We start from the raw sequence: 24,115 nt of genomic DNA, 5'->3' as shown, positions 1-24,115 counted from the left end.
TTCAGAATCGGGGAACCGCGTCGGTTTGCGCCAAGGCCGTCCGTACGCCGTCCCGCCCATGGTGGCAGGCGACGACCCAGTCCGGCTCGCTGGGGGCGGACACCGGGGCCGAGACGGGGGCCTCGCGCCGGCAGATTTCCGTCGCAGCGACGCATCGCGGGCGGAAGGCGCAGCCGTTCCAGTCGGCGGCGTCCTCGGGGAAGGGCGGAACGGCCCCGGCGGCTTGTGGGGCCGAGGCCTCGCGGCCGGGCTCGGCGGCCAGAAGCAGGCGCGTATAGGGATGGCGCGGCGCGTCGAAGACGGCGCGGGTCGCGCCGCTTTCCACGATCCGCCCGCGATACATGACGGCGACCCGGTCGCAGATCGCGTCCACCACCGAGAGGTTGTGGGTGATGAAGAGGAAGGCGACGCCGGTGCGCTCGCGCAGGTCGAGAATGAGGTTCAGGACCTGCGCCTGAACCGAGAGGTCGAGCGCCGACACCGCCTCGTCGGCGATCACGAGATCGGGCCGTGTGACGAGCGCGCGCGCGATCGCGACGCGCTGGCGCTGGCCGCCGGAAAATTCGTGCGGGAAGCGCTTCGCGTCGGCCGCCTTCAGCCCGACCGCCTCCAGCATTTCGGCCACGCGCCGTTCGGTCTCGGCCTTGGACAAGCGGGGCGCGAGGACGCCGAGCGGCTCGGCCACCGACCAGCCGATCCGCCGGCGCGGATCGAGCGAGCCGTAGGGGTCCTGAAACACCATCTGGAACCGGTCGCGCCGGCGCAGCAGCGCGCGCTTGTCCATGGTGAAGAGGTCTTCGCCGTCGAGGAGGACCTGACCCTCTGTCGGCCGGTCGAGCGCGGCGACGACGCGGGCGAGCGTCGATTTTCCGCAGCCGCTTTCGCCGACGATGCCGACGATCTCGCCCTTTTCCACCTGCAGGGACACGCCGTCGACGGCGCGCAGCGGCGTGCCGCGCCCGGCAAGGCCCGAGCCATAGTCGCGAACGAGGCCGCGAAGGGACAGAAGCGGCGCGCTCATCGCAGGACACCTCCGGATTCGGCTCGAATGCAGCGCACGCCATGCCGCTCGCTCAGCCGGCGCCAGGCCGGCTCGCCCGCCTCGCAAGCCTCGATGCGCGCCTCGCAGCGCGGCGCGAAGCGGCAGCCGGGCGGCAGGGCGGTGAGCGGCGGCACGCCGCCCGGAATGGTGAAAAGCCGCTCGCCGGGGGGCAGGCGCCGCGGCATGGCCTTCAGAAGGCCCGCCGTATAGGGATTGGCCGGGCGCTGGAGCAGCTCGACCGTCCGACCTTCCTCCAGCCGCGCCCCCGCATAGAGCACCAGCATCCGCTCGGTCGCGCGGGCGATGACGCCGAGATCGTGGCTGACGAGGATCAGGCCCATGCCGGTCTCGCGCACGAGCTCGGCGACGATGTCGAGAATCTCGGCCTGCACGGTGACGTCGAGCGCGGTGGTCGGCTCGTCGGCAAGGAGAATGTCGGGCTCCAGCGCGAGCGCGATGGCGATGCCGATGCGCTGGCGCTGGCCGCCGGACATTTCGTGCGGATAGGCGTCGATGCGCCGGCGCGCGTCGGGAATGCGCACGCGCTCCAGAAGCTCCAGCACGCGCGGCCGGGCGGCGGAGCGCGACAGGCCCTTGGCACGCACCAGACCTTCGGCGATCTGGTCGCCCACTCGCATTCCCGGATTGAGCGCCGTCATCGGCTCCTGAAAGATCATGCCGATGCGCTGGCCGCGAACCCGGCAGAGCGCCCGGTCGCCCTGCCCGAGAAGCTCCTGTCCGTCCAGGCGGACGGAGCCGGTGGTGACGGCGGACCTTGGCAGAAGGCCGATCAGCGCCAGCGAGAGCATCGACTTGCCGGAGCCCGATTCGCCGACGATCCCGAGCGTCTGGCCGCGCTCCAGCTCGAAGGACACGTCGTCGACGATGCGCAGCGGGGTCTTGCCCGGGCGGGCGATGTCGATGGCGAGATGATCGACGCGAAGGAGAGGGGCGGTCATCGGCCGAGGGTCCGTCGAGGGTCGAGAAGGTCCCGCAAACCATCGCCCAGAAGATTGAGGCCGAGGACGGCGAGGGCGATCGTGGTGCCTGGCACGATGGCGAGCCAGGGGGCGGCGGCCATCTGCACCTGCGCGTCGGCGAGCATCCGCCCCCAGCTCGGCGTCGGCGGCGGGGCGCCGAGGCCGAGAAAGGACAGGCCGGCTTCGGTGAGGATGGCAAGGCCGAGCTGGATCGTCACCTGCACGATGATCTGGCTGGCGATGTTGGGCAGGACATGGGCGAAGGTGATGGCGACCGAGCCTTTGCCCGCCCCGCGCGCGGCGAGAATATAGTCCCTCGACCAGATCTGCAGGGCGGTGGAGCGGGTGACGCGCGCGAAGACCGGCACCATGAAGACCGCGATGGCGGCGATCGCCGTCAGCCGCCCCGGCCCGAGCAGCGCGCCGAGCATCATGGCCGAGACGATGGGCGGGAAGGCGAAGATGACGTCGCAGGCGCGCATCACGAGTTCCTCGACCCGCCCGCGACAGGCCGCCGCGAGAACGCCGAGAAGCGTGCCGCCGATCGCGCCGAGCGCGACGGCGAGCGCGGCGACGCTCAGCGAGTTCTGCGCGCCGACCATCAGGATCGAGAGAACGTCGCGGCCGAACTGGTCGGTGCCGAGAAGGCCGACCTCCAGCGGGGCTTTCAGCTTCTGGGCGATCGCCATGCGCGTCGGCGAGGCGGGCGTCCAGACGAGCGAGACGAGCGCCAGCGCCACCAGAAGACCGACGATCGCGCTGCCCGCGACAAGACGGGGCGACAGCCGCGAGACGAAGCGCCGGGGCGCGGGCTGGGCGATCGCGCTCATTGCGCGGCTCCCGAGCGCAGGCGCGGATCGAGCGCGAGATAGGCCATGTCCACGAGGAAGTTCACGACGATCACGAGGCCGGCGAGAAACAGGACGACGCTCTGCATCACGATGAGGTCGCGCTGCGAGAAGGCCTGATAGGCGAGGCGCCCGAGGCCCGGCAGGCCGAAGACGTTTTCCACCAGCACCGAGCCGGCGACGAGATAGGTGAACTGGAGGCCGAGCATGGTGACGACGGGCAAGAGCGCGTTCGGCACGACATGACGCCAGAGCGCCCGGCGCCGGTCCAGCCCTTTGGCTCGCGCGGTGCGCACGAAATCCTCGTTCAGGATGTCGAGAACCGCCGTTCGGGTGACGCGGGTGAGGATGCCGGCCTGCGGCAGGGCGAGCGCGATGGCGGGAAGGAGGAGGGCAGCGAGCGCCGGGCCGAGGCCCGCCTGCCAGCCGGGAAAGCCGCCCGCCGGCATCCAGCCGAGGCTGACCGAGAAGACGAGGATCAGGAGAAGGCCGATCCAGAAATTGGGCAGCGCGACGCTGCCTTGCGTGAAGACCGTGACCAGTCCGTCGCGCCAGCGCCCCTGGTTGGCGGCGGCGGTGACGCCGAGCGGGATGGAAACGAGGATCGCGATGAGCGTGGAAAGGGCGGCCAGCGGCAGGGTCACGAGCAGCCGCTCGCCGACGAGACCCGCGACCGGCACGCCATAGGTGTAGGAAATGCCGAAATCGCCCGTCAGCGCCCCGCCGATCCAGCGGCCGAAGCGCACCAGCATCGGCGCGTCTAGCCCCATCTGGGTGCGCAGCGCCGCGAGCGTGTCAGGCTGCGCCGAGGTCCCGAGCATGACCGCCGCCGGATCGCCCGGCAGCACGTTCATGGCGAGGAAGATCAGGAACGAGACGACGAGAAGCGTCGAGACGAGGCCGAAGGCCCGTCTTGCCAGGAGACCGAGCATGGAATGCCTGCCGGAGCGGGAGATGCGGGAAAGCGGGAGGGCGCGGCGGCGTTGAAAGCGCCTGACGAAACCTTGCGGGGTCGATCCGACGGTCTCCTTTCCTCGCCGCTGTGTCGCCGGTGCTCGCCCATGCGCTGCATGGTCCGTGCCCGGCTTCTCGCGGCAACGAAAAGATCCTCGCCGGCTTCCCGCCCGGAGGCTTCGTCAGCCACTCTTACTGCGTCCACCGCACTTCCGTCAGATCGTTGGACGGGATCGGCTCGTTGGTCCAGAAACCCTGGAGATTGGCGTTCCAGACGGCGAGCTTGGGCAGCACGAAGAGGTACAGCGCCGGCACGTCCTTGGCGAGGATCGACTGGACCTCGCCATAGGATTTCAGCCGGTCCTCTTCGCTGGTGGCCTGCTCGGCCTGCGAGATCGCGGCGTCCACGGCGGGGTTGGTGTAGCCGAAATAATAGTTCGGCCGCGAATAGATCGCGACGTCCATCGGCTCGGCATGGGCGACGATCGTCATGTCGAAATTCTTGCCCGAGAAGACGTCGGCCACCCAGCGCGCCGGGAACTCGGTCGGCTCGATCGTCATGTTGACGCCGACTTCCGCGAACATGGCCTGCATGATCTCGGCCGAGCGCGTGGCATACGGCATCTGCGGGGCCTTGATGGTGAAGGCCAGCGTGCCGTCATAGCCGGCCTCGGCGAGCAGCGCCTTCGCCTTTTCCGGGTCGTAGGGGTAGACCGAGGTGAGGTCCTGGTAGCCGGGGTCGTTCGGCGTGTAATGGCTGCCGATGGCGGTGCCGAAGCCCGAATAGGCGCCCTCGATCAGGACGTTGCGGTCGATCGCCATCATCAGGGCCTGACGCACGCGCGGATCGGAGAAGGGCTTCTTCGCGCCGTTCAGCCCGGCCACGACCTTCATCTCGGTCTTGCCGACTTCGGTCGTGAAGCGCTTGTCGCTCTGGAGCGTGGTGAACAGCTCGGGCGCGGCAAAGAGGGGGAAGGCGTCGACATCGCCCGACTGCACGGCCGCGAGCTGCGCCTGCGGATCGCCGATGAAGCGGAAGGTCACCTGATCGAGCGCGGCGGCGCCCGCCTTGTCCCAATAGTCGGCGTTCTTCTTCAGAACCACCCGGTCGCCCTTGGCCCAGCTTTCGAAGCGGAAGGGGCCGGTGCCGATCGGCGTCGTCTTGATCGTGTCGGCAGCCTTGGGCGGCACCATGACGGCCGCCGGCCAGCCGAGCCAGTAGAGAAGATTGCTGGCGGGGCGCTTCAGGCGGAGCGTGAGCGTGCCGGCATCGGGCGCATCCACGCTATCGATCACCGCGAAGAAGGGCTTCTGCGGGTTCACCGAGGCCTCGCCGCGCGCCCGGTCCAGCGTGAACTTGGCGGCCGCGCTGTCGAAGGCCTCGCCATCGTGGAAGCTGACGCCAGAACGCAGCTTGAACGTATAGGTCAGGCCATCGGGCGAGACGGTCCAGCTTTCGGCGAGCTGCGGCTGCACCTTGCCGTCGCGGTCGATGCGAACGAGACCCTCATAGACGTTCTGCCAGGTGACCTGGCCGATCGTGACGGGCGCGGCGACGGTCGGGTCGAGGCCGGCGGGCTCGGTGGTCATGCCCAGAACGAGATCGGTGCGCGGCGCGGCCTGCGCGGGGAGGACCGCTGTCAGAAGCATCGCACCGCCCAGAAGCTTTGCGAGATGACGCCTGGAAATGCGCATGACCTGATCCTCCAAGATCGTTCGGGCTGTGGGCCGCGTGACAGCCTGTCGCGAGTGAACAATGTCGCGACTGTTTCGGCTATGCCTATTTCTGGCCTGGGGTGTAGCGGAAAGCGAGACACGATCAAGCGACGGCGCGCGAAGGCGCGGTCCCGCCGAAAGCCGCGCGGGCGCGATCGCGCTCTCGTCCGGCCCGATGTCGAGCCGGCGCGAGCGCGGTACGGGGGCCTTGCGCGGCGAACCAAACCCCAGACGTGCGACGGGTTGATGACGGAGAAACTTCGGGCTGCGCGTGTTCGCCGGCGGCGGTGCCGCGCCGGTGCGGGCATCCGTTCGTTCGCTGAGGCGGGCGGCTCAGGCGTCCTTGCCGAGCAGCGCGTGGAGATGCTGCTCCAGATGGCTGAGGAGCTTGGCTGCGGCAAAGGGGAGGGCGCGGTCGCGCGTCACCGACAGGGCGAGGCGCGTGCGGATCTGCCAGCCGCCCCGGATGGGGATGGCGCAAAGCTCGCCGAGCGCCATTTCGCGGGCGACGGCGAGCGCCGGGAGAATCAGCGCGGCCGAACCCCGGCGGCCGAGTTCCTTCTGGATCTCGATCGAATTGGTGACGAAGAGGCGGTTGAGATCGACCCCGGCCTGCGCCGCGCCCTGTTCGAGCGCCTGGCGCGCGCCGAAGCTCTCGTCGGGAATGGCGAGCGGAAATTCGGCGATCTCGGCGAGCGTGACATGCGGAAGCTTGGCGAGGGGATGGCTGGGGGCGACGATCACCATGTTCTCGACCGCGCCGCCGAGGCGCTCCACCACGTCGGAATGGGCCGGCGTGAACATGGTGAGCGCGAGGTCGGCTTCCGCCCGCGCGAGCTTGTCGATCGCGTCGCTCGCGCTCAGGGTCCGGATGTCGAAGGAGACCTGCGGATAAAGCGCGCTGAAGGAGGCGACGGCCGGGGTCAGGATGCTCGTGGTCAGCGCCCCGTTGGTGACGATCTTCACCTCGCCCCGGCGCAGGCCCTTGAGGTCGTCGATGAAGACCGAGACCTGATCGAGATCGCGAAGGGTGCGCGACAGGCGCTCGGCCAGAAGCTCGCCCGCCGCCGTCAGGCGGATGCCGCGCGGATCGCGGTCCACCAGCGGCGTTCCGAAATGGTGCTCGAGATTGGCGACCTGCCGGCTGATCGCGGTCGGCGCGACGTTGAGGCGCTGGGCCGCCTGCCGCATCGATTTGGAGCGGACGAGTTCGTAGAAATAGATCAGCGACCGGATCTGCATGAGCTTCTTTCCAGCGCCCCGGGCGAGCGCGCGACGAGGATCGGCCGATGCGCGGGGCGGACAGGCGAATGCCGCCCGCCCCCCGCGTCACGATCAAGCTGCGACGGCCTCGCACAGCGCGGCCGTGATCGTCTCCGTGCTCGACGCGCCGCCGATATCGGCGCTGAGGAGCCCGCGTCCGATCGAGGTTTCGACGGCGGCCCGGATGCGCCGCGCGGCCTCGTTCAGCCTCGCATCATCATGGCCATGGCCGAGCCAGTCGAGCATGGAGGCCGCCGAGAGAACCGTGCCGTAGGGGTTGGCGATGCCCTTGCCGGCGATGTCGGGCGCCGAGCCGTGCGCGGCCTGGAAGAAGCCGTTGCTGAGCCCGACTTCCGCCGAAGGGGCCATGCCCATGCCCCCGACCGTGGCGGCCGCGAGATCGGACAGGATGTCGCCGAACATGTTTTCCGTCACGATGACATTGTAGTGGCTGGGCTTCATGACGAGATGCATCGCCATCGCGTCGATCAGCGCGTGTTCCGTCTCGATGTCGGGATAGTCCTTGGCGACGCGATCGAAGATCGAGCGGAAGAAGGCGTAGCTTCGCAGCACATTGGCCTTGTCGCAGCAGGTCACGCGGCGCACGCCGTCGCGCGGCGCGCCATCGGACTGGCGCGCGAGCTCGAAGGCCTTGCGCACGATGCGCTCGACGCCGTGCCGCGTCTGCACGAGCGGATCGATCGCGACCTCGCCCCGGAGCAGGGCGCCGCCGCCGCGCGCGGCGTAGAGGCCCTCGCTGTTCTCGCGCAGGATCACATAGTCGATGTCGCCGGGCTTCACGTCCCGGAGCGGGCTGCGCACGCCCTCATACAGGCGGATCGGGCGGATATTGGCGAAAAGGTCGAGATCGAAGCGAAGCCGCAGCGTGAAGTCGAGGCCGGCTTCCGTCCCGTCGGGATGCACGACGCCCGGAAGACCGCCGGCCCCGTGCAGGATGGCGTCGGCCTGACGGCATCCCTCGAAGCTCGCCTCCGGGAAGCTCTCGCCAGTGCGAAGGAACAGCTCCGCGCCGGCCTCGTATTCGCGGAAGGCGAGGGGGGATGCGGCACCCAGCGCCGCCTCCACGACCCGAACGGCGGCGCGGCAGACTTCAGGGCCGATCCCGTCCCCATGGACGACGGCGATGGTGTAGCGCTTCATCGGACTCTCCTCAGATGCACTTGCCGCCATCGACCAGAAGGTCGACGCCGGTGATCATGCTGGCTTCGTCCGAGCAGAGGAACGCGGCGGCGTTGCCCATGTCGGCGGGCGTCGAAAGGCGGCCGAGCGGGATCGTCGCGACGATGCGCGCGCGGATCTCGTCGGTGTCGCCGCCGATGAAGGTCGAGAGAAGCGGCGTGTCGCCGGCCACGGGGTTGATGGCGTTGACGCGGATGCCGAAGGGCGCGAGTTCCACCGCCATGCCGCGCGTCGCCGCGATCGCCCAGCCCTTGGAGGCGTTGTACCAGGTGAGGTTCGGCCGGGGCGAGATGCCGCCCGTGGAGGCGACGTTCAGGATGTTGCCGCGCCCGTTCGCCTTGAAATGGGGCACGAGCGCCCGCGCGCCGTTGAAGATCGAGCGCATGTTGACGGCGGCCAGGCGGTCGAACAGCTCTTCGCTGACGTCTTCCAGCGGCGTCGGCGACTGCCCGACCCCGGCATTGTTCACGAGAATATCGACCGCGCCGAAGCGCGACTGGCCGAGTTCGAGCGCGGCTTCGAAGCTCTCCAGCCGCGAGACGTCGCCCTCGATGGCGGCGACCGCCTCGCCGAACTCCTCCGCCACGCGGCGGGCGGCGGCGATGTCGCGATCCATCAGGACGACCTTGGCGCCCTCGGCCACGAACTTGCGAACGATGCCCTCGCCGAAGCCCGAGCCGCCGCCGGTGACGATAGCGGTCTTTCCAGAAAGTCTCATGGGTGCGTCCTCCTGCCCCGTCCTATCGCCCATCGTCGCGCGCGCGGGCAGTCAGATAAACTGAACAGCCGTCGCCTTTTTTCGTCCTGACACCGACGGGGCGCAGGCGTAGAGCCGGGAAAGCGTGGCTAGTCGGACGCGGTGAGGGCGTCCCGGAAAATGTCCTTCAAGCGCTCGCAATAGCTGTGCGGGACGTTGCCGGGGGCGGTGAGGAGGCCGATCCAGCGATGGGCTTGCGAGGAAGCGATCGGAACGACGCGAATGGGCGGCGCGGCGTCCACGATGGCGATGCGGGGAAGGACGCAGATGCCAAGACCCGCCTTCGCCAGCGAAAGCGCGGTCGCACTGCCCACCACCTCGTATTGCGGGGCGAGGCGCGTTCCCTCCGAAAGCGCCAGACGCTCCAGCAGCGCCCGCGCGGCGGTGGTGCGGTTGAGAAGGATCAGGGGATGATCGGCGAGTTCGGCGACGCGGAGCGATGCGCCGCCCCGGTCGAACTCGGGCGGGACGCAGGCATAGAGCGGGTCTTCGAGGATCGGCTCGAAGGACAGGTCGGCGGGCTCGTCGAGCTCCGGCCCGACATAGAACTCGACCTCCTGCTTGCGAACCAGAGCGAGGGCCGCCTGCGGCGACACTTCGATCACCTCGACATGGCTGTGCGGATAGCGGCGCTTGAAGGCGGCGAGGATGCCGCCGAGCCGGGTGGAGGCCAGCGTCGGCGCGCAGGCGATGCGAATGCGGCCCTTGCGCCGGGCGACCAGATCGGCGACGTGATCGACGCTGGCGCGGATTTCGCCCATGGATTTCGAAACGGACTCGTAGAGCATCTGCCCCTCCGGCGTCAGCTCGGTCCGCTGCTTCGTGCGAATGAACAGGCTGATCCCGATCTGCTCTTCGAGGTCGCGGATCTGCATGCTGACGGCGGAAGGGGCACGGTTGCTGTCCTTGGCGGCCTGTCGGAAGCTGCCGCTTTCGACGGCGGCGAGAAAGGTCTGGAGAAGCTTGAGGTTGATCGCCGTCACCGCCGTCCTTTCAGGCCCGATCGCCTCGGAATGCCCTTTGAAACCTCGCGGGGCCGGCTCGTGGTTTCGTGGGGCCTTCCAGCCCCGAGCCCGCCCGTCAGCCCATCGAGAGCGCCGGTCCCCGGATAGGGGATCGTCCGATACCAGACAAGACGCCGAGCCCCGCGCCTTTCCAGGACGCGCGACGGGCAAAGCCAGCGACATCAGCGACAAGGACCAAAGACCATGACCGAGCCCGCCGCCAACGCCACCCTTGCGCTGCGCAAGCCGATCGACGGGCGCCACCGCCCCATGTTCATCGACGGGCAGTGGGTGGACAGCGTCTCGGGCGAGCGCCTGGAAACGCGCAATCCGGCGAACGGGCAGGTGCTCGGCACGGTCCCGTCCGGCACGAAGGAGGACGTGGACCGCGCCGTCAAGGCCGCGCGCCGGGCCTTCCACGGCCCGTGGAGCCGGATGAAGCCCTTCGAGCGGCAGGCGATCCTGCTTCGCATCGCCGATCTCTTCGAGAAGCATTGGGAGGAGATCAGCGCCTGCGACACGCAGGACATGGGCCTGCCGATCACCCGCACCCGCGCCAACCGGCTGCGGGTCGTCGGAATGCTGCGCTATTACGCGGGCATGGCGACTGCCATCACCGGCGACACGATCCGGAACTCGATCCCCGGCGACGTGTTCTCGATGACGGTGCGCGAGCCGGTGGGCGTCGTCGGCGCGATCATCCCCTGGAACGCGCCGACCGCCTCCTCGATCTGGAAGATCGGCCCGGCGCTCGCGACCGGCTGCACCATCGTCCTCAAGCCCTCCGAGGAAGCGCCGCTGACGCCGCTCCTGATCGCCGAGATCATGGCGGAGGCCGGCGTGCCGGACGGCGTCGTCAATATCGTGACCGGATATGGCGCGAGCGTCGGCGCGGCGCTCGCCGAGCACCCGGACGTCAACAAGCTCGTCTTCACCGGCTCGACTCTCACGGGTCAGGCCATCGTGCGGGCCTCGGCGACCGGCCCGAAGCGCGTGTCGCTGGAGCTTGGCGGCAAGTCGCCCCTCATCATCTGCGCCGATGCCGATCTCGACAAGGCCGTGCCGATCGCCGCCATGGCCGTCTATGCCCATTCCGGCCAGATCTGCATCGCGGGCTCGCGCCTCTTCGTGGAAGCCTCCGTTCACGAGGAGTTCCTCCAGCGGCTCGTCGCCTTCTCCAAGGCCTTGCGGATCGGCGACGGAATGCGGGCCGAGACGCAGATCGGCCCGGTCGTGTCGCGCCGGCAGCTCGACAAGATCATGTTCTATATCGGCCAGGGCCGCGAGGGCGGAGCGCAGCTCCTGACCGGCGGGCGCGCGCTGACCGACGGCGACCTCGCGGGCGGGAATTTCATCGAGCCCACGATCTTCGCCGATGTCGAGGACGACATGGTGATCGCGCGCGAGGAAATCTTCGGCCCGGTCATCTCGGCGCTGCGTTTCGAGGAGGTGGGCGACGTCATCGCGCGGGCCAACGACACGCCCTATGGCCTTGCCGCCGGCGTCTTCACCCGCGACATCGGCAAGGGGCACCGCATCGCGAACGCGTTGCAGGCGGGCTCGGTCTTCGTCAACGGCTATCACCTGCTCGACCCCGCCGTGCCCTTCGGCGGGTACAAGTCCAGCGGCTACGGCCGCGAGGGCGGCGCCGAGCAGATCGACGGCTATCTCAACACCAAGGCGATCTGGATCGACACCAACTGAGCGCCCCGGCGCTCGCTTGAGCCCCGAACGCCCGGGGGGTGCGGCGGCCTCGGGCCTTCAGGGCTCGCGGCCTCTCCCGTCCGGCGCGGCCGGAGCGAGGCCCTCCGCGAGACGCCGCCCCGCTTCCAGCATCACCGCCTCGATCAGGCGGCCGAGCAGCGTTTCGTCGGCGGCATGGGCGGCTTCGCGGGCGGCGATGAGGTGATCCACAACCTCCGCCGTGGGGGAACGGCCTTCGGTGGAGACGCCGGGCTCCATCGTCACGCCGTGGTAATGGTCCGCCTGGCCCTCCTCGCCCAGAAAGCATTGGCCGGCGGTCGCCACGCGCCGCACGCCATAGAGCGTCTTCACCCGGTAGGTCGTGAAGAAGGGCAGGCCCACGGCCGCCGAGCGGGCCATGTCGGCGCGAAGGCGCGAGCGGTCGTCGGGATGAACGTTGCGCAGGAGCGTTTCCAGCGGAAACGCGCCTTCCGTCTCGGCGGACAGGCCGTAAAGGTCCCGCACGGCCTCGTCGGCATAGACCAGCCCCGTCCGAAACCGGCCGCTCCAGACCCCGACCACGGCACATTGATGGTTCGCGTGCATGACATTCACGGCTCAAGGCACCCTTCGATCATACGGCCAACTTAGAATGTCAAAATCGTACGATCCCGCAAGCAATGCTTGTAGGCGCAACAAACCTAATTGGGTGGGTATGAAACTAACGCGGCTGCGAGGGCATGGTCCTGCGCGATCCCGGCGCGGATCGGCCGCCGATGGATCGGCCTTGCGCGAATGGCGCGCGACGGCGGTCCGTCAGGACGCGCTGCGCGCGAGCGACACGCCGATCAGCCGGTCATATTCGCTTTCCGGCACACCGTAGCAGCCGCCCGCCAGATCCTCCAGCCCGGCCCGGTTCAGGATCTGGATGCGCGCCCGCGTCGCCTTGATGAGCCCGACGCCTTCCAGAATGTGGATTTCGTTGGTGACGCCCGAGCGGCGCACGCCGAGCATCAGGGCCAGGAACTCGTGCGTCAGGGGCAGGTCGTCGGATTCCAGCCGGTCCTGCGACATGAGGAGCCAGCGCGCCAGCCGCTCGTTGATGTTGTAGCGCCCGTTGGCGAGCGCCGACTGCGAGAGTTGCACCTCGTAGGTGTGGATGTAGCGCAGAAGCAGCGAGCGCAGCGTCTCGTCCTCGGAGAGCGCCCGCGTCAGCACCTCGCCGGCCAAGCGCAGGCCGTGCCCGCCCACCTGCATGAAGGTGCGGTGCGGCGTCGTGTCCACGCCATGCGCCAGATGGAAGCCCGCCATGCCCTCGCGCCCGATATGGCCGACCTCGATCTCCTCGCCCTCGGGAAGGCTGCGGGCCACCATGGAGGCGAGGCCGGATTCGAGGAAATGAACATAGGGGGTGGGCGCGCGTTCCTCCACCAGAAGCATCTTCACCGGCAGGTCCACCGGCTCCAGATGCGGCTCCAGACGTGCGAGGCTTTCGCGCGGCAGAACGGACAGAAGCAGGTTGCGAGGGGCGGTGGACAGGGACGGCGGCATGGGGCAGGCTCCTTCGGGCTGAGCCGGGACCTCGTAGGGTCCGACGTTGCGCCCAACCCGCTTATGTGGGAACCGCGCGCGCGCCTCTAGACCGCGCGAGGGCAATGTACGCTTCTGACATTCAAACCGAAATCGCGCGTCGATGTCGCAGCCTCGAAGGCTCCGGCGCTGAATGCCCGATGGGTTTGCGCCTGACTACTTATTTAAATCACCATTCGGCCCCAATAAGGGCGGCTTTGCACCCCGGGACGATGCTTGGGCCGGGTGAGATTCCTATCTGCCGGTACGAGAGCAGACCGGGAAGATCATGCGCTATTATCTTCATATCCGAAACGGCGACGTGCTGATCGAAGATTTCGAGGGCGAGGAATTCCCGGATCTGGACGCGGCACGCCGGGAAGCGGTTCGATGCGTCCGCGAGCTTCTGGCGGAACGGCTGCGGCGCGGCGACGTTCTGGATGGGGAAGCGATCGAGATCTGGGACGAGACGGGGCGTTTCGTGGATAGCGTGAGCTTCCGAAGCCAGCTTCGCCTTCCCGGCAGCGCCAAGGACGGTCTCTAGTGCCCGACAGCTCCAAGCCCGATCGCCCTGTCACACCGGGGCTGACATAGGCCCGTCGAGCCTCCGGCCGACCATGGGACGCCGCCACCAAGGCGCGTGTCCCCGCTTCTTTTCGCCACACCGTGCCGGAACCGTACGAGACCGTACAGAACCGGTCCTTTCATCGAAATCCGAAGGAAGGCGAAATATATATAACGAGAACGATACGGCGTCCTTTCGGTATCGTCTCAGAAGGAAGTCGAAAATGGGTCTAACGCCAGGCCATATCAATGGCACGTTGCTGGGTTCGGCAGACCGAGCGCCGCAACCGCACCAGCAGGACTCGATCCTCTCGACCACCCTTTCGGCCGCCCATGCGGTGCGGACCCTGCTCGGGCTGCGATTGGCGGCGCTGGGGCTGGCGGCGGGGCAGGATCGCTTCCTCCTGGCGCTGGTGCCACGCGGGCGCCTGACGGTCTCGACGCTCGCCGACGAACTGGCGGTGCGACCCTCCACCGTGTCCAAGACGGCCGACCGGCTGGTGGAAAAAGGGCTGGTGACGCGGCTTCTCGACGAGAGCGACGCGCGCCGCATCATTCTCGAGCTGACGCCGGCGGGGCTCGCCCTGTGCCGCAAGGTCGCCGAGATCAGCGAAGAGATCGACGCCGAGCTGACGGCCAGCCTGTCGCAGAGCGAGATCACGCATATCCAGGACAGCCTGTCGCTTCTGGAGCGCACGGCCCATCGTCGCCTGCGCCGCCTCCGCTGATCGCCGCGCCCGCCCTTCGTTTCTCCCACGCCATCGTCCGTCGAATGCCCCGCTGAGCGCGCCTCTACGCGCGGCGCAGCGCCGCTGCGAAGGACACCGACGCGCAGAAGGCCCGGTCGGCATCCACGATCCGAAAGCTTTCGTGCGAGACGTCCAGCCCCTTGCGGATCGCGGTCGCCATGATCTCGCGCGCCGCGTCCACGGCTTCGTCGCGCGCGGCGTCGAGGTCGCGATGCTCGCTGCCTTCGAGATCGAGAATGGCCCGATCCCGCTTCAGGTGATGGAAGTAATAGCGCATCCGCTCAAGGCTTCACGAAAAGGGGCGCGCCTCCCGACCGGGCCGGGCGACGCCCGGACGAGGAGCAGCAGAGAAATCGTATCCCCGGAGTTCGGCGTTTGCGTGACGCGTCGCCTCGAAAGGCGGCGCGCGAGAAGGGCGGTCGTTCGGGCGTGAAACCTTCGGAGCGATATCGCGGGCGGATCGTTGCCTCCCATATCCTCATTCTGGAGCCCTTCATGAGCACCGACCCCCGCACCAGCCAGCCCACACGCTTTCCCGGCGAGGAGCCGCAGGAAAAGCCCGGCTTCGAGACGAAGATGCGCACCAAGCCCGACCATGGCGAGGAGAGCTATGTCGGCAAGGGGCTGCTCCAGGGCCAAGTGGCGCTCATCACGGGCGGGGATTCGGGGATCGGCAAGGCGGTCGCGATCGCCTTCGCGCGCGAAGGAGCCGATGTCGCGCTGTCCTATCTCGAGGCCGAACAGAGCGACGCGGAGGACACGCGGCGCTGGATCGAGACCGCCGGTCGGCGCTGCCTGCTCGTGCCCGGCGACATCGCGGAGCGCGCCGTCTGCGAGCAACTGGTGGCGCGCACCGTCGCCGAATTCGGCCAGCTCGACATTCTCGTCAACAACGCCGCTGCGCAGACCACCAATGACGATCTCGCCGATATCGACGACGACGAGATGCAGAACGCCTTCCAGGTCAATGTCTTCGCCATGCTGCGCCTGGCCAAGGCGGCGGTGCCGCACATGAAGCCGGGCGCCTCGATCGTCAACACGACGAGCATCCAGGCCAAGGTCGCGACCGACAGCATGATCGTCTACGCGACGACGAAGGGCGCGATCTCCAGCCTGACGATCGGCCTGTCGAATCTGCTGGCGCCCAAGGGCATCCGCGTCAACGCCGTGGCCCCCGGCCCGGTCTGGACGCCGATCCAGCCGATCGCCAAGGACGCCGAGACGCTGGAAACGCTCGGCCAGAACACCCCGCTCGGCCGCGCCGGCCAGCCCGCCGAACTCGCCAGCGCCTACGTGCTTCTTGCCTCGCGCGAGGGCAATTACATGTCCGGCGCGGTGGTCCCGATCACCGGCGGCATGCCGATGTATTGAGCCCGACGGGCTGAGGATCGGATCGGGGTGATCGGCTCGCTCGGGCTTTCATGCTGCGCGGGCCGATCCCGACCACCTGAGGGGCAAGGCCTGGAAAACCGGCGTGCTGCCTCGTTCGGTGCCGGGTCCGGCATCACGGGTCGCGGCCTGACCCGGCCCGATCCGACGCGCCTCGTGCCGCGCCTTGCCTCAGCGCCCTTGCAGGATGCGAATGAGCTTGGGGGTGATCTGCCCCGCTCGGATCGTGCGGTAATCCTCGTAGCTCAGCCTGCCGGAGGCTACGCTTTCGACCATCCGCCGGCAAAGGACGGGCACCGGATTGCTTCTGGGCGGCAGGTTCATGACCACGGCCAGCTTCTCGCGCTGGATGGGCGAGGCGCGGTCCCGAAGGTTGCACTGGCGAATTTCCTCGCGCCGCAGCGCCGGGCTGCCCTTGTAGGCTTCCGAAATCGCGGCGTATCTCGTTTCGCTGATGCAGCCACCGAGCGCCAGAAGGCCGAGCAGCAAGGAGCCGCAAGCCGCCAGCCGAACCGTCCGCATGTCCGCTCCCTCCACTCGCCCCCGAACCCGCTTCGACGCTGGGTCCGGTTCGGCTGCGAGGAACTGTGCAGCACAACTGGTGCGGGCGCAATGGTGGCGCGACCCGAACTGTCAGCGTCTGGCAGGGCCTTCTCTCAAGGGAAGAGCCGGTGCCGCTCCCACTCGTCCCGCGCGATGGGCTCGGCGGAGACGATCTCGTACTCGAGGCTTTCGGTGTGGAGGCGGTCCGGCGTCACGGCGCAGCGGAAGCGCAGCTTGAACCAGTTTCCCCGGTTGCGGAACGCCGCGCCGCTGGCCTTCAGCGTGCGGTCCCTGATCTGACCACGCGAGAAGGCGTCCATCACCACGCGGTCGATCTGACGATAGCGCGTCTCGCGGGCGATGCGGTCCTCGAGCTTCAGGTAGCAGACCTGGATCATGCGATCGATCGGAGCGAGCTGCTGCATCTCGGCCGTTTCGCGCGCGCTGAGCGCCTGGGCGGGATGGGTCAGGAGAGGCAGGGCGAGACCCATCGCGGCGAGAGCACGACGCCGGGATGGGGTGGGCTGGAAGAAACGGCGGGTCATTCGCGCTTTGATAAGCAATACGAAGCATATTGGCCACCCCGAACCCTATCCAGCCTTCGAGCCTTCGAGCCTCGCGGCCACGATCGGCCTCCGGTTTCGCCAAGGTTGACTTGGCGGGAGAATCGACCCACCCTCGCGCCCGTCACGGTCCGCCCTCTCGCAAGACGGGGTGGCTAAGAGGGAACCCGGTGAGCCAGCCCGACGAGGGAAGGCGAGTCCGGGGCTGCCCCCGCAACTGTCAGCGGCGAGCCTTCGTCCCCCATAAGCCACTGGAGGTTTCCTCCGGGAAGGCGGGAGGAATGGCCTTGACCCGCGAGCCAGGAGACCTGCCGCGACGGATCGAACTGTCCTCGGGCGGGGTGTCCCGGTGGATCGTGTGCCTGTCGCGGCGTGGATTCCCGTGTTCGGAAGTCCTCGCCCGCCCGTTCGCATACGTCCGCTTGCCGCTCCCGCTTTCGTGCCGGAGCCCTCGCATGTCCTCTTTCCCCGTGTTTGCCGCCGCCCTGCCGACGCAGCCGTTCCGCCCGGAGCGCGAGGCCGTTTTGCGCGCGAGGTGCGCCGTGCGAAGCGAGCGGTCGCGATGGAATCCGCTTGCGATGTTATAATATTACATCGTAGAGCCCAGCCGCGCCCTCCCGTTCAAGGCCTTGCATGCCCTCGCCCCCTCCCTCGTCCGGCCGCATCGAGCTCGTCTCGGTCGACCTCGTCGCGCCCGACCGCCGCGCCCTTCTGGAAGGGATCGACCTTTGCGTGCGCGCGAGCGAGCGGCTGGCGATCGTCGGGCCGAACGGGGCGGGCAAGACTTCGCTTCTGCGCCTTCTGTTCGGCCGCTTCGCCCCGAGCCGGGGCCGCGTCGCGATCGACGGGCGCGATCTCGCCTCGATCCCGCTCGCCGAGCGCGGGCGGCTCGTCGCCGTCGTCGGGCAGAGCGACCAGCCGGACGGACGCCTGACGCTTCATGATTATGTCGGCCTCGGCCGCATCCCGCATCTCGGCCGCTGCGAGGGCGCGCGGCACGCGCGCGTCGTGGCCGAGGCCTGCGAGCGCGTCGGCCTTGCCGGGCTCGGAGGGCGCCGTCTCGCCACGCTGTCGGGCGGCGAGCGCCAGCGCGCCGCGATCGCCCGGGCCGTGGCGCAGGAACCCGCCGTTCTCGTTCTGGACGAGCCGACCAACCATCTCGATCCGCGCGCGCGCGCCGACATGCTGGCGCTCGCGCGCGGGCTCGGCGTCACCGTGGTCGCCGTTCTCCACGACCTCGCGCTCGTCACGCCCTTCGCCGACCGCGTCGCCGTCCTGGAGGCCGGGCGGCTCGTCGCGCTGGGAACGCCCGAAGAGGCGCTGTCGCCCGCGACCGTGCGCGCCGTCTTCGCCATGGACTGCTTCCCCTTCACCAACCCGTCGAACGGCCGCCCGCTTCTGGTCTTCGACACGCCCGATGCCTGACAACAGATGGAGACCGCCATGCGCCGTTCCGCCCTTCTCGCCCTTCTCGGCTCGCTCGCCCTCGCGGCGCCGGCCTTCGCCTTTCCCGTCAGCGTCGAGAATTGCGGGCGCACGCTGACCTTCGACCACGCGCCGCGCCGCGCCGTGGTTCACGATCTCAACATGAGCGAGATGGCCTTCGCGCTGCATCTCCAGCCGGAGATGGCCGGCGTGACCGGGATTTCGGGCTGGTACAAGACGACGCCCGCCTTCGATCGCGAGCGCGGTTCGATCCCCGAACTCGCGCCGAAATATCCCACGATGGAAACGCTGCTCGGCGCCAACGCCGACTTCTTCTTCGCCGGCTGGTATTACGGCATGAAGCCGGGCGGCGAGGTGACGCCCGACACGCTGAGCGAAAAGGGCATCCAGACCTATGTCCTGACCGAGAGCTGCGCCCAGGTCGACAAGACCCGGCCGCGCGCGTCCATGGACCTTCTCTATGGCGACGAGCTCGCGCTCGGCACGATCTTCGGCAAGCGCGCGGAAGCCGAGAGCCTCGTGGACGGCTGGAAAGCGCGGCTCGCGAAGGTCTCTGGCGCGGTGAAGGGCGAGCCGCCCGTTTCGGTCTTCGTCTACGATTCGGGCGAGGACAAGCCCTTCACGTCAGGCAAGTTCGCCATGCCCACCGCCCTCATCGAGGCTGCCGGCGGCACCAATGTGCTGGGCGATCTCGAGATGAGCTGGGGCACGACCTCCTGGGAGGATGTCGCGGTGAAGAACCCGCAATTCCTGATCCTTCTCGATTACCAGGACGGCGCGGGCTACGCCAAGCTCCTCGACTTCCTGAAGCATCACCCGGCCATGAAGGAAACCGACGCCGTGAGGAACGATCGCTTCCTGCCGCTGCGCTACGAGGAGCTGACGCCCGGACCGGCCAATATCCCGGCGATCGAGGCGCTCGCGAAAGCGCTGCACCCCGGCGCCTTCGCGGCGAAGTGACGGCGGGCGTGGCCACGCGCTTCTCGCTGATCTCGCTCGCCGGGCTCCTCGTCCTCCTGGCGCTCGGCTGCGCCGGCATCGCCTTCGGCTCGACGCCGATCGCGCCGGGCGAGGTCGCGCGGGTGCTGGCCGGAGCGCTCGGGCTCGGCGATCCCGTCGCCGGGCCGCTGGCGCGCATCGTTCTCGACCTTCGCCTGCCGCGCGTCCTCCTTTCCGTCGCGGTCGGCATGGGGCTCGCGGTGGTCGGCGTCCTTCTTCAAACCACGACGCGCAACGATCTGGCGGACCCGTTCCTGTTCGGCCTGTCGTCGGGCGCAGCGGCGGGCGCGGTGTCGGTGATCACCATCTTCGGGGATCGGCTCGGCGTCTGGACCCTGCCCGTCGCCGCCTTTGCCGGGGCGCTCGTCTCGGCCGCCGCCGTCCTCGCCCTGATGGCGCGCCAGGACGGGCGCGGGCCGGAGCGGCTGGTGATCGCGGGGCTCGCGGTCTCCTTCCTGTTCGGCGCGCTCACGACCTTTCTGGTCTTTTCGGGCGACCAGCGCGCCGCCTATTCCGTCCTGTTCTGGACGGCGGGGGGCCTCGGCCTCGCGAGCTGGACCAACCTGCCGCTCGGCCTGTTCGGCGCGGGGCTGGCGCTCGCGACGGGTCTTGCCCTGCGGCACAGGCTCGACGCGCTTCTCGGCGGCGAGGAAACCGCCCGCTCGCTCGGCGTCGATGTCGGCCGGTTGCGGCTTCTCGTCTTCGCGCTCGCCGCGCTCGCCACGGCGGCCCTCGTCGCGCTGTCGGGCGTGATCGGCTTCGTCGGCCTCATGGTGCCCCATCTCGCCCGCGCGCTGGTCGGCGTGCGACACGGCGTTCTGGTCGCGACCTCGGCGCTGATCGGCGCGATCCTGCTTCTGGCGAGCGATCTCGTCAGCCGCATCCTCCTCGCCCCGCAGGAACTGCCCGTCGGCATCGTCACCTCCGCCGCCGGCGCGCTCTTCGTTCTGGTGGTCGTGCTGCGCCGTTGAGGGAGCCGCTCGGGCGACGCATCTTGCGCGCTTTTGGCGGCGAAGAGCGCGCTGACCGCCGCTGGCGCCGCCTTCGGAAAGGCGTCGGCGCGTCGGCGCATTTCCTCGTCTGGCGGGAGAAAAAGCTCTGCCGCGAGGTCCGTCGCGGCAGAGCGCGAGGCGGGGTTCAGCCCGCGCGCGCCTCGCGTCTTGCCGGGATCGCGGCGGTCGCCAGTGCCGCGATGAGGCCGACGAGGGCGAAGGCGTAGAAGTTCCAGGCCGTGTCGACGCCGAGCGAGGCGACGTAGCCGCCGAGAAGCGGGCCGCAGAAGGCGCCGATGCGCGCGAAGGAGAGCGCCCAGCCCGTGCCGCCGGCGCGCACGCGGGGGCTCAGATATTGCGCGAGATAGCCGGTCAGGATCAGCGAGCTCGACACGCTGCCGAAGCCCGCGACGGCGACGAAGGCGTAGTTCATCCAGATCGAGCCCTGGAGCGACAGGGCGGCGATGCCGGCCGCGCCGAGGAGATAGGTCAGGAACACCGTGCGACGCACGCCGAAGCGGTCGGCCAGCCGTCCGAGGACGATGCCGCCGATGGCGGACGTGAAGGAGAAGACGGCGAGGAACAGGAGGCTGTCGCCGAGCTCGTAGCCGGAGCGGCGCATGATCTGCGGCAGCCATTGGCCGAGGCCGTAGACGAGGAGGAGGCCCATGAAGAGCGCCGTCCAGAAGGCGATCGTGGCGCGGGCGTTCCGGCGCGAGAAGATCTCGGCGAGGATGGCGCGCCAGCCGATGGTCTCGCCCGGCGCCGCGCGGCGGGTGGGCAGCGGCAGGCCGAGCCTGGCCGCCAGACGCGCGGCGTCTGCCGTGCGGCCCTTCTCGACCAGGAAGTCGAGGCTTTCGGGCAGGCGCCAGATCATGAGCGGGACGATGACGATCGGCAGTGCGCCGACGAGCACCACCGGCCGCCAGCCGTAGTCGGGCAGGAGCGAACGCCCGACGAGGGCGGCCGCGAGGATGCCGAGCGAATAGCCGGAATACATCAGCCCGTAGTTGAGGCTGCGGCGGTGCGGCGGCGAATATTCCACCGTCAGCGCGGCGGCGATCGGGATGATGCCGCCGAGGCCGAGGCCGGCGACAAAGCGGAACAGGCCGAAGATGAGGGGGGTCGGTGCCATGGCGGTCGCCGCCATGCAGACCGTGAAGAGCGACAGGCAGGCGACGAAGAGCGGCTTGCGGCCATAGAGATCGCTGAGCGTGCCCACGAGCAGCCCGCCGATCAGCATGCCGAAGACCGTGTAGCTGCCGAGCGCGCCGAGCTGGATCGGGGTGAGGTTCCAGCCGGCCTCGCTGGAGAGCGCGGGAAGGACGGCGCCGAGGACGCCGATGTCGTAGCCTTCGGCGAGGATCGCGAGCCAGCACAGGAGAAGCACGAGGCGTGTCGTGCGCTGCGCGCTCGGCGGCCAGGCGGTGCCGGGCGCGGGGGCGGTGACAGGGGGTGCGGCGGCCATGCACGTTTCTCCTTTGAATGGGGGATCGGTCGGGGATGCGCGGGGTCTGCGCGGGTCGGCCGAGGGGCCACGGCGGTCCGCGGGCGTCGCTCGGGAGCGGGAGGCGCGTCGCGCGCTCTACCCACGGTGGCTCCCTCGCTCGCAAAAGCAGAACCCCGGCGGACCTTTCGGTGCGCCGGGGTTCCTGTCAGAAGATGCCGGTTTCCGTCGCCACCCGGCGATAGGCGGCCCCGGCGGTGAACCCGCCGTCGATCACGATGTCCTCGCCGGTGATGAAACCGGAGGCGTCGGAGGCGAGGAAGAGGACGAGTTCGGCGATCTCCTCCGGCGCGCCGGAGCGGCGCATCGGCGTCATCTCGATCATCGGCTGGAGATGCGGGCTGTTCTTGTTCAGCTCCGTCACGACGAGGCCGGGGCAGATCGCGTTGACGCGGATGCCGGCCCGCGCGAACTCCATGGCGGACGAGCGCGTGAGGCCCCGAAGTCCCCATTTCGAGGCGGTGTAGGCGGGGTCGTAATGACCCGAGAACCCGCTGTTCGAGGAGATGTTGACGATCGACCCGCCGCCGCTCTCCGTCATCAACGGCACCGCCGACTGGATGCCGAGGAACGCGCCCGTGAGGTTCACGTCCAGCACCCGCTTCCAGGCGTCGAGCCCGGTGGAGGCGACCGTGGTGCGGTTGATGATGCCGGCATTGTTGACGAGAATGTCGAGCCGACCCTTCCAGGTGCGGCAGGTCTCGACGGCCGTCGCCCAGTGCTCGGGATCGGTCACGTCGAGGGCCCGGAACCGCACGTCGAGCCCTTCGGCCGCGAGGGACGCCGCATGCGCCTCGCCGTCCTCGATCAGCACGTCGCCGATCAGGACGCTCGCGCCCTCGCGGGCGAGAAGCGCCGCTTCCGCCGCGCCTTGTCCACGCCCACCGCCGGTGACGATCGCGACGCGGCCTGCGACGCGCCCGCTCATGCCGGCCTCCGATCGCGCGCCGCGACGGTGCGCTGGCGCTGCTCGCCGAGACCCTGAATCCTCAGGCGCATCTCCTGGCCCTCGCGCAGGAAGATCGGCGGCTTGAAGCCGAGGCCGACGCCCGGCGGCGTGCCGGTCGCGATGATGTCGCCGGGCTCCAGCGTCATGAACTCGGAGAGATAGGAGACGAGATGGGCGACGCCGAAGATCATGGTGCGCGTGTTGCCGGTCTGGCGGCGCACGCCGTCCACATCCAGCCAGAGGTCGAGGGCCTGCGGGTCGGGCACCTCGTCCCGCGTCACCAGCCAGGGGCCGGTCGGGCCGAACGTGTCGTGGCTCTTGCCCTTGGTCCACTGGCCGCCGCGCTCCGACTGGAAGGCGCGCTCCGACACGTCGTTGACGAGGCAGTAGCCGGCGACATGGTCGAGCGCGTCGGCTTCGCTGACATATTTCGCGGTCGAACCGATCACGATGCCGAGCTCGACCTCCCAGTCGGTCTTCTGCGACCCGCGCGGGATTTCCACGTCGTCATAGGGCCCCGAAAACGCGCTCGTCGCCTTCATGAAGATGATGGGCTCGGGCGGCGGTTCCTTGCCGGTCTCGCGCGCGTGGTCGGCGTAGTTGAGGCCGATGCAGATGAACTTGCCCGGCCGCGCGACGCAGGGACCGATGCGCGAGCCCTCGGGGGCCAGCGGCAGCGAGGCGGGGTCGAGCGCGGCGAGGCGCGTGAGCGAGGCGGGCGACAGGGCGTCGTCTGCGAGGTCCGGCAGATGGGCGGAGAGGTCGCGGATCGCGCCGCCTGCGTCCAGAAGGCCGGGCTTCTCGGCGCCGGGCGCGCCGAAGCGAAGGAGCTTCATCGCGCGGCCCTCAGCGAGCCGGCGCGACGTAGCCGACGAGGATCTCGTCCGGCACGTCCTCGAGGTTGACGACGATGTTGTCGGGGGTGCGGCAGGTCATCCAGACCAGCTCTTCGGTCGTCGACATGTTGACCTCGACATGGGGCATCATCGGCGGCACGAACACGAAGTCGCCCTCGGCCATGTCGATGAACTCCTCGTAGTTCTCGCCCCAGTAGATGCGGCCCTTGCCCTTCAGCACGTAGCCGCCCGTCTCGGCCTCGCCGTGGTGGTGCGGCAGGGAGCGGTAGCCCGGCTCGTTGGAGACCTTGCCGAACCAGATCTTGGTGGCGGGCGTGTGCTGCGGGCTGACGCCCGAGATGCGCTTGGCGCCGCCGGACTGGCCGGTGCCCGTGTGCTCCTGGTCCTTGCGGGTGACGATGGGCTTGACCGATGCCGTCATGGGGTCCTCCGAGAGTTCGGCGTCCGGGCGCCGTTGGGATGGAAAGGTTTCCGGTATTAGTTTAGATGTCAAGTATTATGGCGTGAGCCGGCTTGGCAGGGGCCGTGCCGGCTGGCATAG

General features: G+C 69.0%; 25 protein-coding genes and 1 riboswitch. Of the genes, 7 read left to right on the top strand and 18 right to left on the bottom strand.

The annotated features are described in order from the left end of the window. Position 1: 1 nt before the first annotated feature. From B146_RS0115935 to B146_RS0115895, 9 genes are all read right to left on the bottom strand, one after another. A complete protein-coding gene (locus B146_RS0115935) occupies positions 2-1,021 on the bottom strand; it encodes an oligopeptide/dipeptide ABC transporter ATP-binding protein (protein WP_019997463.1) in 1,020 nt (339 codons plus the stop codon). Next, the gene (locus B146_RS0115930; RefSeq protein ID WP_019997462.1) at positions 1,018-2,001 is read right to left on the bottom strand and encodes an ABC transporter ATP-binding protein; all 984 of its coding nucleotides are present in this window, start codon (positions 1,999-2,001) and stop codon (positions 1,018-1,020) included. Before B146_RS0115930 ends, B146_RS0115935 begins: the two co-directional genes overlap by 4 nt. Beyond that, entirely contained in the window at positions 1,998-2,852 is an 855-nt protein-coding gene (locus B146_RS0115925) for an ABC transporter permease (RefSeq protein WP_019997461.1), read from the bottom strand. The genes B146_RS0115930 and B146_RS0115925 overlap by 4 nt, the downstream gene beginning before the upstream one ends. Beyond that, positions 2,849-3,802, bottom strand: a complete 954-nt coding sequence (locus B146_RS0115920; protein ID WP_019997460.1) for an ABC transporter permease — start codon at positions 3,800-3,802, stop codon at positions 2,849-2,851. The genes B146_RS0115925 and B146_RS0115920 overlap by 4 nt, the downstream gene beginning before the upstream one ends. A gap of 214 nt (positions 3,803-4,016) precedes the next feature. Then, positions 4,017-5,519, bottom strand: a complete 1,503-nt coding sequence (locus tag B146_RS0115915) for an ABC transporter substrate-binding protein (protein WP_019997459.1) — start codon at positions 5,517-5,519, stop codon at positions 4,017-4,019. A 354-nt stretch (positions 5,520-5,873) separates the two neighbouring features. Then, positions 5,874-6,782 carry a LysR family transcriptional regulator gene (locus B146_RS0115910; protein ID WP_019997458.1) on the bottom strand — a complete coding sequence of 303 codons (909 nt, stop codon included), beginning with the start codon at positions 6,780-6,782 and terminating at the stop codon, positions 5,874-5,876. A 93-nt stretch (positions 6,783-6,875) separates the two neighbouring features. Further along, complete coding sequence (locus B146_RS0115905) at positions 6,876-7,964, bottom strand: isocitrate/isopropylmalate dehydrogenase family protein (protein ID WP_019997457.1); 1,089 nt, start codon at positions 7,962-7,964, stop codon at positions 6,876-6,878. A 10-nt stretch (positions 7,965-7,974) separates the two neighbouring features. Then, positions 7,975-8,721, bottom strand: a complete 747-nt coding sequence (locus B146_RS0115900) for a glucose 1-dehydrogenase (protein WP_019997456.1) — start codon at positions 8,719-8,721, stop codon at positions 7,975-7,977. A gap of 128 nt (positions 8,722-8,849) precedes the next feature. Next, complete coding sequence (locus tag B146_RS0115895; protein WP_019997455.1) at positions 8,850-9,743, bottom strand: LysR family transcriptional regulator; 894 nt, start codon at positions 9,741-9,743, stop codon at positions 8,850-8,852. A gap of 225 nt (positions 9,744-9,968) precedes the next feature. Here B146_RS0115895 and B146_RS0115890 point away from each other — a divergent pair, with 225 nt between their 5' ends. Then, on the top strand, positions 9,969-11,468 hold the full coding sequence (locus B146_RS0115890; RefSeq protein ID WP_019997454.1) for an aldehyde dehydrogenase family protein: 1,500 nt from the start codon (positions 9,969-9,971) through the stop codon (positions 11,466-11,468). Positions 11,469-11,525: 57 nt separating this feature from the next. Here B146_RS0115890 and B146_RS0115885 read toward each other — a convergent pair whose 3' ends face one another. Together B146_RS0115885 and B146_RS0115880 are read right to left on the bottom strand one after the other, a co-directional pair. Next, positions 11,526-12,053 (bottom strand): PAS domain-containing protein, encoded by a 528-nt coding sequence (locus tag B146_RS0115885; protein ID WP_019997453.1) that lies wholly within the window; start codon positions 12,051-12,053, stop codon positions 11,526-11,528. A gap of 210 nt (positions 12,054-12,263) precedes the next feature. After that, positions 12,264-12,998 (bottom strand): Crp/Fnr family transcriptional regulator, encoded by a 735-nt coding sequence (locus B146_RS0115880; RefSeq protein ID WP_019997452.1) that lies wholly within the window; start codon positions 12,996-12,998, stop codon positions 12,264-12,266. 307 nt (positions 12,999-13,305) lie between these two features. On the opposite strand from B146_RS0115880, the gene B146_RS0115875 reads away from it, so the two are divergent. After that, positions 13,306-13,560, top strand: coding sequence for a DUF6894 family protein (locus B146_RS0115875; protein WP_019997451.1), 255 nt, complete (start codon positions 13,306-13,308; stop codon positions 13,558-13,560). A gap of 244 nt (positions 13,561-13,804) precedes the next feature. Next, on the top strand, positions 13,805-14,308 hold the full coding sequence (locus tag B146_RS26360) for a MarR family winged helix-turn-helix transcriptional regulator (protein WP_162141951.1): 504 nt from the start codon (positions 13,805-13,807) through the stop codon (positions 14,306-14,308). Between the two features lie 64 nt (positions 14,309-14,372). Here the strand turns inward: B146_RS26360 and B146_RS26355 are convergent, their stop codons facing one another. Then, a complete protein-coding gene (locus B146_RS26355) occupies positions 14,373-14,606 on the bottom strand; it encodes a DUF6894 family protein (protein WP_019997449.1) in 234 nt (77 codons plus the stop codon). Positions 14,607-14,824: 218 nt separating this feature from the next. On the opposite strand from B146_RS26355, the gene B146_RS0115860 reads away from it, so the two are divergent. Continuing rightward, on the top strand, positions 14,825-15,700 hold the full coding sequence (locus tag B146_RS0115860) for an SDR family oxidoreductase (protein ID WP_026358648.1): 876 nt from the start codon (positions 14,825-14,827) through the stop codon (positions 15,698-15,700). 189 nt (positions 15,701-15,889) lie between these two features. On the opposite strand, the gene B146_RS0115855 is transcribed toward B146_RS0115860, so the two are convergent. After that, positions 15,890-16,240, bottom strand: coding sequence for a hypothetical protein (locus B146_RS0115855; RefSeq protein ID WP_019997447.1), 351 nt, complete (start codon positions 16,238-16,240; stop codon positions 15,890-15,892). Positions 16,241-16,374: 134 nt separating this feature from the next. Continuing rightward, on the bottom strand, positions 16,375-16,806 hold the full coding sequence (locus B146_RS0115850; RefSeq protein WP_019997446.1) for a DUF930 domain-containing protein: 432 nt from the start codon (positions 16,804-16,806) through the stop codon (positions 16,375-16,377). Between the two features lie 128 nt (positions 16,807-16,934). Beyond that, positions 16,935-17,154: riboswitch (cobalamin riboswitch) on the top strand. A gap of 303 nt (positions 17,155-17,457) precedes the next feature. On the opposite strand from B146_RS0115850, the gene B146_RS0115845 reads away from it, so the two are divergent. From B146_RS0115845 to B146_RS0115835, 3 genes are read left to right on the top strand one after another with little or no spacing between them, the layout of a single operon-like run. Beyond that, positions 17,458-18,249, top strand: a complete 792-nt coding sequence (locus B146_RS0115845; RefSeq protein ID WP_019997445.1) for an ABC transporter ATP-binding protein — start codon at positions 17,458-17,460, stop codon at positions 18,247-18,249. 18 nt (positions 18,250-18,267) lie between these two features. Continuing rightward, positions 18,268-19,230 (top strand): ABC transporter substrate-binding protein, encoded by a 963-nt coding sequence (locus B146_RS0115840; protein WP_026358646.1) that lies wholly within the window; start codon positions 18,268-18,270, stop codon positions 19,228-19,230. Between the two features lie 8 nt (positions 19,231-19,238). Then, the gene (locus tag B146_RS0115835) at positions 19,239-20,240 is read left to right on the top strand and encodes a FecCD family ABC transporter permease (protein ID WP_155897536.1); all 1,002 of its coding nucleotides are present in this window, start codon (positions 19,239-19,241) and stop codon (positions 20,238-20,240) included. A 166-nt stretch (positions 20,241-20,406) separates the two neighbouring features. Here the strand turns inward: B146_RS0115835 and B146_RS0115830 are convergent, their stop codons facing one another. The 4 genes from B146_RS0115830 to B146_RS0115815 form a co-directional block, all read right to left on the bottom strand. Further along, positions 20,407-21,729, bottom strand: a complete 1,323-nt coding sequence (locus B146_RS0115830) for an MFS transporter (protein WP_019997442.1) — start codon at positions 21,727-21,729, stop codon at positions 20,407-20,409. Between the two features lie 187 nt (positions 21,730-21,916). After that, entirely contained in the window at positions 21,917-22,696 is a 780-nt protein-coding gene (locus B146_RS0115825; protein ID WP_019997441.1) for an SDR family NAD(P)-dependent oxidoreductase, read from the bottom strand. Then, positions 22,693-23,553: a fumarylacetoacetate hydrolase family protein gene (locus B146_RS0115820; protein WP_019997440.1), complete on the bottom strand. Its 861-nt coding sequence runs from the start codon at positions 23,551-23,553 to the stop codon at positions 22,693-22,695. Before B146_RS0115820 ends, B146_RS0115825 begins: the two co-directional genes overlap by 4 nt. Positions 23,554-23,563: 10 nt before the next feature. After that, positions 23,564-23,995, bottom strand: coding sequence for a cupin domain-containing protein (locus tag B146_RS0115815; protein WP_019997439.1), 432 nt, complete (start codon positions 23,993-23,995; stop codon positions 23,564-23,566). Between the last annotated feature and the right edge of the window lie 120 nt (positions 23,996-24,115).

Source organism: Aureimonas ureilytica DSM 18598 = NBRC 106430 (assembly GCF_000382705.1).
GTDB lineage: Bacteria > Pseudomonadota > Alphaproteobacteria > Rhizobiales > Rhizobiaceae > Aureimonas > Aureimonas ureilytica.
Note: the sequence above shows the minus strand (reverse complement) of the source record. Positions and strands in the feature narration are given on the sequence as shown.